An 11,958-nucleotide genomic window follows, 5' to 3' on the forward strand; every position below is an offset into this window, starting at 1 on the left:
AATAATTGGCGGGCATAGGGCCCTACCCGGGTTTGATTGTCATTATAGACTGCGGCAGCCAGAACCGCATAACCGGAAGTCGATAGATTTGTCATTTTTCCTCCAAATCTTCTTGTGATATGAAGGTTTGAAGATCGGTTTCATTCCGTCCGATGAGATGAACAGTTAATATTCAGCATCGGATCTGACGGTTATTCGCCGAATTCTCTCCAACCAACGCAGCGATAGCGACGGCTGGATTTAAGATAGATTATCAGCAATAAGTAAGGGGCTGATGCCCGTTTAACGGCGCATATTTTGTCGCGTTTGTGTCGCAGGCTGCCGTGCGTTGTTGTGCGAGGCCTGTGCCCGCGGCGGCGCGGTCGTCGGCCGGATCGAATTCGCCCCGGCACGGTAGCAGAGGTTTCCTCGCGCGAAGTCGCGCAATTCGGCGGGCACCGCCGCCACCGTATCGCCCGCCGCCAGCCGCGCCCGGCCCTCCGGCGACCAGCGAGCCGGGCGGATCGTGGGGCTCGCGAAGCTGCCGCTCGCGCGGATCGGGATGTCGAGCGCGAAGAAGCTGGTCGTGTCGCGCTGGCTGCCGATGACGAGGTCGAGCTGCCGGCGGTTGAGATCGAACGTCGCGATCCCCGCGATCGTCCCCGTCCCGGCCTGGATGCGCAGCGGCGCCACCTCTCCCGCCCCGGCCCGGATCTCGGCCACCGCCAGAAGGCAGGCGACCGGCGTCATCCCCCGTGGCGTGCGGAAGAGCGAGCGCAGGTCGGTCGAGGCCATCTCGATCACCTCGCGCTGGATCTGCCCCCCGTTCATCGCGACCACGGCGCCGATGCTGGCATTGCGCGCGGCGGCGTTGAGGCTGCGCCCCCGTCCCTGGACGATCACCCGCGCCTCCAGCCGGCCGCCCGTCAGCGGCAGCGAACGGATGCCGAAGGCCCGGCGCAGCGTCTCGAGATTGCCCTCGCGCAGGGCCGCCTGGGCGAGGACGGCGACGTCGTCGCCGCGCCGCTCAAGCTGGCCCTTGGCCTGGATGCGCGAGCCGAAGGCGCGCATCGACAGGTCGTCCACCACGATGCGGTCCTCGACCATCGCCGCCTGGATGCGCGCCTCCGTGGCGCGAAGGTCGCCGTAATGCAGCTCCGTGGCGGTCAGCCGCGCCTCGATCAGGGGATCCGGGTGCGCCTGGACGACCAGGGGCAGGTCGGCATCGTTACTCGGGGCGGAGCCCTCGCGTGGCCGGCTGCCGAGCAGGCGGTTCAGGTCCAGCCGGGTGAAGTCCAGATGGGCCGTGACCCGGTCGGGGCTTCCCTCGCTGCCCTCCGCGATCTGGAGCAGGGGGCCGGTGAAGGCCGCCTGCTGGATCGCGCCCTTCAGGGTGGAGAGCCGCCAGAGCTCGCCCTGGCGCTCGAACAGGCCCTCCATCTCGAAGGACAGATGCGGCCCGCCTTCCGTCACGCCGGCGATGGCGAGGAGGGCGTCGGGCGTGGGGGCGTGGAGGGCCAGCTGGCCGTGGATGCCGTCGAAATTCAGCGGGTCCGTCGCCGTCCCTCGCAGGGTGAGGACGGTGTCTCCGGTCGTGAGGTGCAGGTCGATCGGGAAGGGTTTTTCGAAGTCCCAGAGCTCCTGGTAGGTACCGAGACGTCCCTCCAGCCGGAGCGCCGCCGTGTTGTAGGCGCCGTCGATGCGCAGCTGCACCGGCTGGTCGGTGGCCTCGGCGGTGAGGGAGACCTCGTCCAGACCGGTGCGGAGCGCCTGCCCGCTGCCGGTCCGCACGATGATCTCGCTGCCCGTGATCGCCAGGTCCTGGATCCAGGGGAAGCCGCGGCGCGATTGCGGATCGGGCGCCGAGACGCTGGGCCGCTGGGGCGGCGTCTCCTTGAAGCGCCAGTTGCGCTGCCGGTCGGCCGTGCGCTCCAAAAGTAGGGAGAAGCCGTCGGCGCGGGCGTGGCGCAGCACGATCTCGCGGCGAAGCACTAGGGGGATCAGCTCCACCTCGACCGAGGCGGACGTCAGAGTGAGCATCTCCGGCCGGCTGCCGCCCTCGATATTGCCGAGCCGCGCGCCCTCGACCGCGACCCTGAGCCAGCGGCCGGGCGTGACGCGCAGGCTGCCGATCGCCACGCTGCGCCCGGTGGCGGAGACGGCCCGGCCGACGACATAGGGCGCGAGCTCCAGCGTGGGCAGCAGGAACCAGGCGGCGACCAGCGCGACGGGCACCAGGGCGATGACGCCGCCGATCACGGACAGGATGACGACGGTACGCCGCCGCAGGCCTTTGGCCGGCTTTGGAACTTCCGCTTCGGCGATCTCGGTTTCAGGCGCCATGGTCAGTCATCCCCGCCAGCGCCCCCTCGCCCCCCGCCGGATGCTATGACATCCTGGGCCAAACAACGGGAAACACGTCCATGCCCGACCCAACCATGATCATTCGCGGCGGTACCGTCGTGGATGGGAGCGGAGCCGCGCCCTACGAGGCGGATATCGTGCTGGATGGCGCGCGCATAGCCGCCATCGGGAGAAACCTTTCGGTGCCTCGGGGAACCGAGGAGATCGACGCCCGCGGGCAGCTCGTCACGCCGGGATTCGTCGACATTCACACCCATTACGACGCCCAGGCCACCTGGACCTCGCGCATCCTGTCCTCCTCGCTGCACGGGGTGACGACGGCGCTGCTGGGCAATTGCGGCGTCGGCTTCGCGCCCTGCCGGCCGGAAAGCCGGGACATGCTCGTTAAGCTCATGGAAGGTGTTGAAGACCTCCCGGAAGTCGTTCTTACCGAAGGACTTCCCTGGAATTGGGAGACCTTCCCGGAATATCTCGACGCCCTGGAATCGCGCCCCTACGACATGGATATCGCGACCCAGGTGCCGCATGCGGCCCTGCGCGTGCATGTCATGGGCCGGCGCGGCTTCGAGCGTGAGCTGGCCACCGCCGAGGACCGCGCCGCGATGGCGCGGCTGGCGCGCGAGGGCATCGCGGCCGGGGCGCTGGGCTTCTCGACCTCGCGGGCCATCGCGCATCGGACGTTGGCCGGCGAGCCCACCCCCACCCTTGACGCGGCCGAGATCGAGCTGGCGGAGATCGCCGGCGGGCTGGGCGGCGGCTGGATGCAGCTCATCTCCGACTTCGACGATCCGGCCGAGGAGGAATGGGAGCGGCTGATGCGCATCGCCCGCATCGCCAGGCGCCCCATGACCTTCTCGCTGCTGCAGAGGGAGTCCCGGCCGGAGTTCTGGCGCTGGCTGCTGGCCCGCGTCACCGAGGCCAATGCCGAAGGGATCCGCATCACCGGCCAGGTGATGGGCCGCCCGGTCGGGCTGATGTTCGGCTGGGAGCTGTCGCAGCACCCCTTCCTCACCCGCGCCGGCTATCGCGAGGTGGCCCACCTGCCCATCGCCGAGCGGGCCGCCGCCCTGCGCGATCCCGGACGCCGGGCGCGCATCCTGGCCGAGCCCACCGAGGACCCGGCGCTGCGCGCCCGCCTCAACAATTATGCCCGCATCTACAAGCTGACGCCCGATTACGAGCCCCCGCCGGAGGCCAGCGTCGCCGAGCAGGCCAAGGTCCTGGGCCGCGACCCTGAGGACCTCTGCTACGACTGGATGCTGGAGGAGGACGGGCGCGCCATCCTCAACCGCCCGCTGCTGAACTATGCGGACGGGAACCTGGATGCGATCCGCGAGATGGTCACCCATCCGCACACGCTGATGGGGCTCGGCGATGGCGGCGCGCATGTCGGCTATATCTGCGACGCCTCCTATTCCACCCATATGATCACCCACTGGGCCCGCGACCGCGCCCGTGGCCAGCTGTTGCCCATCGAGTTCGTGGTGAAGCGCCTGGCGGCCGACAATGCTCAGGCGCTGGGGCTGAGGGATCGGGGTATCCTCGCGACGAACATGAAGAGTGACATTAATATCATTGATTTTAAATCTTTAAGCATAGAGCGTCCGGACATGCGCTATGACCTCCCGGCGGGGGGCAAGCGGCTGGTTCAGGGGGCGAAGGGCTATACGGCGACGATCTGCTCCGGGCAGGTCACTCAAAGAAACGGCGAGATGACCGAGGCGTTGCCCGGCCGGCTCATTCGGGGAACGAAATCATGAAGCATGATCTGGTCATCCGCGGCGGACAGGTGATCGACGGCACCGGCACGCCGGGCTTTCAGGCCGATGTCGCGATCCAAGGCGGGCAGATCGTCCAGGTCGGGACCGTCACCGGCTCTGGCCTGGAGGAGATCGATGCACGGGGCCTGCTCGTCACGCCCGGCTTCGTCGACATCCACACGCATTATGACGGCCAGGCGGTGTGGGACAGCCACCTCGCCCCCTCCTCGATCCATGGCGTGACCACGGCGCTGATGGGCAATTGCGGCGTCGGCTTCGCGCCGTGCCGCGCCGAGGATCGCGAGACCCTGATCGCGCTCATGGAAGGCGTGGAGGATATCCCCGGTCCCGTGCTGCATGAGGGGCTCAGCTGGTCCTGGGAGAGCTTCCCCGAATATCTCGACGCCCTGGAGCGCAAGGAACGCGACATCGACATCGGCGCCCTGCTGCCGCACGGGGCGCTGCGGGTCCATGTGATGGGCGAGCGGGCCCTGGAACTCGAGAACGCGACGCAGGCCGAGATCGCGACGATGCGCGCCTTGACCGCCGAGGCCGTCGCCGCCGGGGCCTTCGGCGCCAGCACCAGCCGCACCATCAGCCACAAAACCCTGGCCGGCGACTCCACCCCCACCCTCAAGGCCCAGGAGGAGGAGCTGATCGGCCTCGCCGCCGGGCTCGCCGAGGGCGGCGGCGGACTGCTGGAAATGATTTCCGACTGGAACACCCCCGATCCGGCCACGGAATTCGCCATCGTCCGGCGCGTGGCGGCCGCGTCGGGCCGGCCGATTCTCTTCTCGCTGACCGCCCGGCACGATCGGACCGAGGCCTGGAAGGAACTTCTGGATCTGTCCGACGAGGCGGCGGCCAATGGCCTCGACATCCGCCCCGTCTTCCCGCCCCGGCCCATCGGGATCCTGCTCGGCCTGGTCGGCAGCCAGAACCCCTTCTCCGGCTGCCCCTCCTATAAGGAGATCGCCCATCTCGCCCCAGGCGAGCGGGCCGCGGCGATGCGGGATCCCGGACGCCGGGCCAAAATCCTTTCGGAAGATAGGGTTGCGGGCTCTAATTTCCCTCTCATCACAAGACTGAGCTGGTCGCGGATGTTTCCCTTCGGCGACCCGCCGGACTACGCGCCGCCCCGCGAGAAGAGTCTCGAAGCCCAGGCCCAGCGCGCCGGCGTCAAGCCCGAGGAGTTCACCTATGACCATCTCGCCGAGGGGGACGGGACGAATTTCCTCTTCGCACCGCTTACGAACTTTGCCGACTATACCCTTGATGCATCAGCAGAATGCATGCGTCACCGCAACGCCATCATCGGCCTTTCCGATGGCGGCGCGCATGTCGGCTTCATCTCGGACGGCTCCTTCCCGACCTTCGTGCTGATGTACTGGCACAGCCGGGGCTTCTCCATCGAGGAACTGGTTCGTCGCCAGACGAGCGACACGGCCCGTGCGATGGGCCTTCGCGACCGGGGCGTGGTGGCGCCGGGGATGCTCGCGGACCTCAATATCATCGCCCTGGACGAGCTGGGGCTCGAAAGGCCGCGCATGCTTCACGACCTGCCGGCCGGCGGGAAGCGGCTGATGCAAGGCTCGCGGGGATATCGCGCCACCATCAAGCGCGGCGTCGTGACCTATCGGGACGGCGTCGCGACGGGCGCGCTGCCGGGCAAGCTGCTCCGGCGCGGGCGGGACTGACGGAGAGGGGCGCCACGCCTCAGCGCGCGAGCGCCGCCTCGACGCGAAGGGCCGCATCCAGCGCCGCGCGGCCCTGGATGCCATTGGCCTCGTGCGGCCTGCCCTCGACGATCGCCGCGAAGAAGGCGGCGTGCTCGGCTTCAAGGCTGTCGTGATCCACCCAGCTTCGCCGGGTCAGGCCCCAGCCGGGCATGTGCTCGACCGGGGTCTCGCCGCCGGGAGCGAGGAAATCGAGGCTCCGCGCCAGGAAATCGACCCGCATCTCGCCCTCGGGGCCGAGCAGCCGAAGCTTGCGTTCGAGGCCCACGGCCACGCGGCTGGCCGTGACCTGGGCCTGGGTGCCGTCCTCGAAGCGCAGCTGCGCCACCACCCAGTCCGGCAATTGCGTCATCACCGAGCCGCCCACGGCGCGGACCTCGGCCAAAGGCGAGGGCACCAGCGAGAGGATCAGGTCCAGGTCATGGATCATGAGGTCCAGCACGACCGAGACGTCCAGGCTGCGCGGCCGGAAGGGCGCCACCCGCGTCGCCTCCAGCGAGACCAGCCGGCGCGACCCCAGGCTTTCGCGCAGCGTCTGGATGGCGGCCGAATGCCGCTCGATCTGGCCGACCATCAGCACCAGGCGCTTCGAGGCAGCCAGCTCGATCAGCGCATCGGCCTCGGCCAGGGTCGCCGTGATGGGTTTTTCGACGAAGACGTGCTTGCCGGCATTCAGCGCCGCCCTGGCCAGGCCGGCGTGGAACAGGGTGGGGGTGGCAATCACCACGGCGTCGCAGGCCGCCAGCAGGGCCTCGGCCGAGAGGGCGGGGCAGCCGGCCTCGCCCGCGACGAGCGCCGCGCGGCCCGGATCGGCATCATGCAGGCCGGCCAGGCGGGCGCTGGTCGCGCCCTTCAGCTTGAGGGTGTGGAAGCGGCCGAAATGGCCCGCGCCGAAGACGCCGATCCGGGGGGATTTCATGCTCGCTCCCTATCCCTTCCCGCGAAGGCTTGCATCCCCCCCTCCCCCTCGTCATGTTCCGCCCGAATCGCTGTTCGAGGTTTTCCGCCCTCATGATGTACTTCGCGCGCTGGAAGACGGCCGCCATCCTCCTGGTCTGCCTGCTGGGCGTTCTGGTCAGCCTGCCGAACCTGCTACCGCGCTCGGCCTTCCCGAGCTGGATGCCGGTCCGTCAGATCTCGCTGGGACTCGACCTGCGGGGCGGCTCCTACCTCCTCCTGGAGGTCGACACCTCGGTCCTGCTGCGCGAGCGGCTGGAGGGCCTGGTCGATGCCACGCGCCGCGGCATGACCCAGGCCAATCCCCGCATCGCCTATACCGGCCTGACCTCGCAGCTCGATCAGCGCCGCATGTCGCTGCGCGTGACCGACCCCGCCCAGCGCGAGGCCGCGATGCGCGTCGTGCGTGACCTCGGCAACGCCGTGAATGTCGGCGGCGGCGCACAGGCGCCCGATATCGAGGTGGCGATGAGCCCTGACGGGCTGCTGACCGCGACCGTGACCGAGGCCGGCATCCGCGCCAAGGCGACCGGTGCGGTGGAGCAGTCCATCGAGATCGTCCGCCGCCGCATCGACGAGACCGGCGTGGCCGAGGCGCTGATCGCGCGCCAGGGGCAGAATCGCATCCTGGTCCAGCTCCCCGGCGTCGAGGATCCGGGCCGCATCAAGGATCTGCTGGGCCGCACCGCCCGCATGACCTTCCATCTGCTCGACGACACCGCCAACCTTCAGGCGGCGACGCCCCCGCCCGGCGTGATGTTCCTCAATGGCGAGCAGCCCGGCGAGCGCTTTGCCGTCCGCCGCCGTGTCGAGGTCGATGGCGCGAACCTCACCGACGCCCGCGCCAGCCAGGACACGCGTTCCAGCGAATGGGTGGTGAACTTCACCTTCGACAGCGTCGGCACCCGCCGCTTCAGCGAGATCACCCGCGCCAATGTCGGCCGCCCCTTCGCCATCGTGCTGGATGAGAAGGTCATCACGGCCCCCAATATCCGCGAGGCGATCACCGGCGGACGCGGCCAGATCAGCGGCAACTTCACCGTCCGCACGGCCAATGACCTCGCCGTCCTGCTGCGCGCCGGCGCCCTGCCCGCGCCGCTGACCGTGGTCGAGGAGCGTTCGGTCGGTCCGGAGCTGGGCGCGGATGCCATCCGGGCGGGCATGATCAGCCTGGCCGTCGGCACCCTCGCGGTCTTCCTCTACATGGGCTTCGCCTATGGGTTGTTCGGCTGGTTCGCCAATATCGCGCTGGCCGTGAACATCATCCTGCTGGTGGCCTTCCTCTCGCTCCTGGAGGCCTCGCTGACCCTGCCCGGCATCGCCGGCATGGTGCTGACGCTGGGCACGGCCCTCGACGCCAATATCCTGATCAACGAGCGCATCCGAGAGGAAGTGAAGATCGGGCGATCCCCGATCAGCGCCCTGGAGACCGGATATACCAAGGCCTCGGGGACGATTCTGGACTCGAACCTCACCAACCTGATCGCCATGGCCTGCCTCTACGGCTTTGGTTCGGGCCCGGTGAAGGGCTTCGCCGTCACCGTCGCTATCGGCACCATCGTGCAGATGTGGACGGCCACCGTGCTGACCCGTCTGCTCGTCGTCTGGTGGTACCGTTGGACCAAGCCGCGCGAGCTGCCGGTCGTGGAACGTCCGGGCCTGAGCTTCTTCCAGCGCCTGGCCCGCCCGCTCTTCCGCATCTGCCCGGACGTGACGAAGATCCGCTTCATGCGCGGCGCCGTGATGGGCCTCGTCGTCTCGGGCGTGCTCTCGACGGCTTCGCTCATCGGCGCCTTCTATCCCGGCCTCGACAAGGGCATCGACTTCAAGGGCGGCATCATCATGGAGGTGCGGACCCAGGGTCCGGCCGACATCAACGCCCTGCGCGCGGCGACCGGCGCGCTCAACCTCGGCGACGTCGGGCTGCAGCAGTTCGGCGACGAGAGCACCCTGCTCGTCCGCCTGCCCGCCCCGCCCGACGAGGCGCAGACCCAGCCCATCGTCACGCGAATCCGCGGGGCACTGGAGGCGGCCTCGCCCGGCATTCGCGTGCTGCGCGTGGAGGCCGTCGGCAATCGCGTCTCCGACGAGCTCTTTATCGGCGGGCTCATGGCGCTCGGCCTGAGCCTGATCGCCATGCTCATCTACATCTGGGTGCGGTTCGAGTGGCAGTTCGGCCTCGCGGCGATCATCACGCTGATCCTCGACACCACGAAGACCATCGGCTTCATGGTTCTCTTCCAGGTCGAGTTCAATCTGACGACCGTCGCGGCCATCCTCACCGTCGTCGGCTTCAGCGCCAACGACAAGGTCGTGGTCTTCGACCGGATGCGGGAGAACCTGCGCAAGTTCAAGACGATGCCGTTGCAGGAGCTGGTGGATCTCTCGATCAACGAGACGCTGAACCGCAGCCTCGGCACCTCCATGACCCTGCTGCTCTCGGCCCTGCCGCTGGCGCTCTTCGGCGGCGATACCCTGGCCGGCTTCGCCTGGGTGATGATCTTCGGCATCGTGGTCTCGGCCTCGTCGTCGGTCTTCATCGCGGCGCCGATCGTGCTCTTCAGCGGCAAGACCACCCTGCGCCGCGGCGAATCGGAGATCGTCGCGCCCAAGGGACAGACCGCCATTCGCTGATCGGAACGGGCTCCGGCCGCCCCTCATGCGGGGTGGCCGGATCACGCAGCACACGCCCGAAATTCGACCTAATTGCCTGATCTGAGTTGCGACTTCGTGACCCAAAGCATCCAGAACGTGTTTGAGATTGCTCCGAATTGCGTGTAATCTCTTATCTGTGACCACGGTTCGAGGCTGTGCCAAGTTTTGAGACGTTTCAGCGGCGGGGTACCACCCCCGTTTCCGTCCCCGGCCCCGCGCTCGGCCGTGTGCTGGTGCTCGCCCAGGATGAAGGGCTGATCGGAGCGGCGTCGCGGGCCATCGGCCGGCTGCATGGCCCTGCCCCCATGGTCCTGCGCTCGCAGTCCGAGGTGCTCAGCGCCGTCGTCGGCAATACCAACGGCTTCGTCCACATCCTTCTGGAGGATGCCGAGCTCCCGATCCAGCGCTCGCTGGTCGACGCTCTGGCCGAGGCCTCGCCTCGCGCCATCATCTCCCCGCTGACGGCGATGGCGGCGCTCTCCGAGGATGGCGAGTTCCTGCTGGGCCTGCTCAACGGCACTCGGCTGATCGCCCATGACGCGCAGCGCGCCGGCCGCAACTCCATCGGCGTCAAGGCAGGCCTCTCGGGCGACTCCCTGCTGCTGCGCTACCAGCCCATCGTCGATACCCGCACCCGCCGGCTCGTCATGGTGGAGGCCCTGGCCCGGTGGCGCAGCGAGCCCGTCTCCCTGACGCCGATGAACTTCGTGCCGGCCATGGAGCAGATGGGCCTGTCCCGTCTCCTCGCCGCCGCCGTCACCCGCATCGCCGCGCGCGACCTTTCGCGCCTGCCGGGACGCCTGCCCATCCCGGTCTCGGTGAACCTGCCGGTGCCGGAGCTGGAGAAGCGCGACGTGGTCGCCTGGCTGGGCCTGCAGCTCAAGCGGTTCCGCCTGCCGCGCCGGCGCCTGATGATCGAGCTCACCGAGACCGCGCCCGTGAAGGACCGCACGCGCCTCGGCCGCTCGATCCGCCGGCTCAACGCGGCCGGACACGGCGTCATGCTCGACGATTTCCTGCTGGACGACCCGCGGCAGAACCTGCTGCATCTGCCCTTTGCCAGCATCAAGCTGGACCGCTCGCTGGTGCAGTCTCTGCCCCGCTCGGCCCGCGCCCGCCAACAGGTCCGCAAGCTGGCCCGCCGGGGCATCAGCCTGACCGCGGAGGGCGTTTCCAGCCCGGGGCTGTTCCGGCTGCTGAAGAATCTCGGCGTCGAGAGGGCTCAGGGCTTCATGGTTGGGCGGCCACTGCCGATCGAGGCGCTGCCGGCCTGGAATGACCGGTGGCGCAAGACACCGGTCAATGAACTGAAAGAATAGGGCTGCCGGATCAGCCGTAGGCCTCGCCGTAGAGCTTCATGATCTCCTCGGCCGTGGGCACGCGCGGGTTGTTCGCGGGGCTGCCCGAGGCCAAAGCCTGCTCGGCCATCAGGGGTAGCAGGCCGTTCCACTTGTCGGCGCCGATGCCATAGGCCGAGGGCGTGGGGACCTCCAGCTCGTGGTTGAGGGCGCGCAGCTCCTCCATCAGCTTCGCCCCCGCCAGCTGGTCCGCATCGCCCGGCGCGGCTACGCCGATGCAGCGCGCCGCCTCGGCGTAGCGCGGCAGGGCATCGTTCAGCCCGAAGGCGGTCACCGCCGGCAGCAGCATCGCGTTCGACAGCCCGTGCGGGACGTGGAAATGCGCGCCGATCGGGCGCGACATACCGTGCACCAGGGCCACCGAGGCATTGGAGAAGGCGAGCCCGGCCAGGGTCGCGCCCAGCATCATCGCCTCCCGCGCCGCCGCGTCCTCCGGGTTCTTATAGACCCGGCGCAGATGCGGGCCGATCAGCCGCATCGCCCGCTCGGCATACATGTCCGAAACGGAATTGGCCCGCTTGCTGACATAGGCCTCGAGCGCATGGGTCAGGCTGTCGATGCCGGTGTCGGCCTTGGTCCGCGCGGGCACGGTCCGCGTCAGCTCATGGTCCACGATGGCGGCGAGCGGCAGGGCGCCGAGGCCCGCGATCAGCATCTTCTCGTCGGTGGCCACATCGGTGATGACGGTGAAGCGCGTGGCCTCGCTGCCCGTCCCCGCGGTGGTGGGCACGCAGATCACCGGCAGCGCGCCCTGATCGGCCGCATAGGGCACCTTGAACTGGCGCATCGGCGTGCCGGCCGGCGCCGCGGCGAGGATCGCCATGGCCTTGGCCGTGTCCATCGGGCTGCCGCCGCCAAAGCCTACCAGCACGTCGAACTCGCCCGACTGCAGGACCGAGACGCCATAGGCCACGACCGTGTCGGTCGGGTCGGGCACGGTCTCGTGGAACACCGCCGGCGACATCCCCGCGGCGCGCAGCGGCTCCAGGCATTTCTCCACTGTGCCCGAGCTGACCATCCAGGGATCGGTCACCACGAGCGGGCGGGACAGGCCGAACTGCTTGAGCAGCTCGCCGAGACGGGAGAGGCTGCCCCCGCCGATGAGGATCTGGCGGGGCGCGACGATGGACTGGATCATGACGCGGAAGC

At 68.7% G+C, this 11,958-nt stretch carries 7 protein-coding genes; 4 read left to right on the top strand and 3 right to left on the bottom strand.

Annotated elements, in window-relative coordinates:
* Positions 1 to 282: 282 nt before the first annotated feature.
* Positions 283 to 2,322: an AsmA family protein gene (locus ACO057_RS07180; protein ID WP_421990086.1), complete on the bottom strand. Its 2,040-nt coding sequence runs from the start codon at positions 2,320 to 2,322 to the stop codon at positions 283 to 285.
* 80 nt (positions 2,323 to 2,402) lie between these two features.
* Between ACO057_RS07180 and ACO057_RS07185 the strand changes: the two genes are divergently transcribed.
* Both ACO057_RS07185 and ACO057_RS07190 read left to right on the top strand, forming a co-directional pair.
* Entirely contained in the window at positions 2,403 to 4,103 is a 1,701-nt protein-coding gene (locus ACO057_RS07185; protein ID WP_421990088.1) for an N-acyl-D-amino-acid deacylase family protein, read from the top strand.
* Positions 4,100 to 5,800, top strand: coding sequence for an N-acyl-D-amino-acid deacylase family protein (locus ACO057_RS07190; RefSeq protein ID WP_421990090.1), 1,701 nt, complete (start codon positions 4,100 to 4,102; stop codon positions 5,798 to 5,800). Before ACO057_RS07185 ends, ACO057_RS07190 begins: the two co-directional genes overlap by 4 nt.
* Before the next feature lie 19 nt (positions 5,801 to 5,819).
* Here the strand turns inward: ACO057_RS07190 and ACO057_RS07195 are convergent, their stop codons facing one another.
* The gene (locus ACO057_RS07195) at positions 5,820 to 6,758 is read right to left on the bottom strand and encodes a Gfo/Idh/MocA family protein (RefSeq protein ID WP_421990092.1); all 939 of its coding nucleotides are present in this window, start codon (positions 6,756 to 6,758) and stop codon (positions 5,820 to 5,822) included.
* Positions 6,759 to 6,850: 92 nt separating this feature from the next.
* Here ACO057_RS07195 and secD point away from each other — a divergent pair, with 92 nt between their 5' ends.
* Both secD and ACO057_RS07205 read left to right on the top strand, forming a co-directional pair.
* The gene (gene secD / locus ACO057_RS07200) at positions 6,851 to 9,430 is read left to right on the top strand and encodes a protein translocase subunit SecD (RefSeq protein ID WP_421990606.1); all 2,580 of its coding nucleotides are present in this window, start codon (positions 6,851 to 6,853) and stop codon (positions 9,428 to 9,430) included.
* A 254-nt stretch (positions 9,431 to 9,684) separates the two neighbouring features.
* On the top strand, positions 9,685 to 10,770 hold the full coding sequence (locus ACO057_RS07205; RefSeq protein WP_421990094.1) for an EAL domain-containing protein: 1,086 nt from the start codon (positions 9,685 to 9,687) through the stop codon (positions 10,768 to 10,770).
* 10 nt (positions 10,771 to 10,780) lie between these two features.
* On the opposite strand, the gene ACO057_RS07210 is transcribed toward ACO057_RS07205, so the two are convergent.
* Positions 10,781 to 11,947 carry an iron-containing alcohol dehydrogenase gene (locus tag ACO057_RS07210; RefSeq protein WP_421990096.1) on the bottom strand — a complete coding sequence of 389 codons (1,167 nt, stop codon included), beginning with the start codon at positions 11,945 to 11,947 and terminating at the stop codon, positions 10,781 to 10,783.
* Positions 11,948 to 11,958: the final 11 nt, after the last annotated feature.

Source organism: Roseococcus sp., from assembly GCF_965227005.1.
Classification (GTDB): Bacteria; Pseudomonadota; Alphaproteobacteria; order Acetobacterales; family Acetobacteraceae; genus Roseococcus.

Coding starts and splice junctions, on each gene's coding strand:
- ACO057_RS07180 (WP_421990086.1), bottom strand. CDS start 2,322: ATGGCGCCTGAAACCGAGATCGCCGAAGCGGAAGTTCCAAAGCCGGCC.
- ACO057_RS07185 (WP_421990088.1), top strand. CDS start 2,403: ATGCCCGACCCAACCATGATCATTCGCGGCGGTACCGTCGTGGATGGG.
- secD (WP_421990606.1), top strand. CDS start 6,851: ATGATGTACTTCGCGCGCTGGAAGACGGCCGCCATCCTCCTGGTCTGC.
- ACO057_RS07190 (WP_421990090.1), top strand. CDS start 4,100: ATGAAGCATGATCTGGTCATCCGCGGCGGACAGGTGATCGACGGCACC.
- ACO057_RS07210 (WP_421990096.1), bottom strand. CDS start 11,947: ATGATCCAGTCCATCGTCGCGCCCCGCCAGATCCTCATCGGCGGGGGC.
- ACO057_RS07195 (WP_421990092.1), bottom strand. CDS start 6,758: ATGAAATCCCCCCGGATCGGCGTCTTCGGCGCGGGCCATTTCGGCCGC.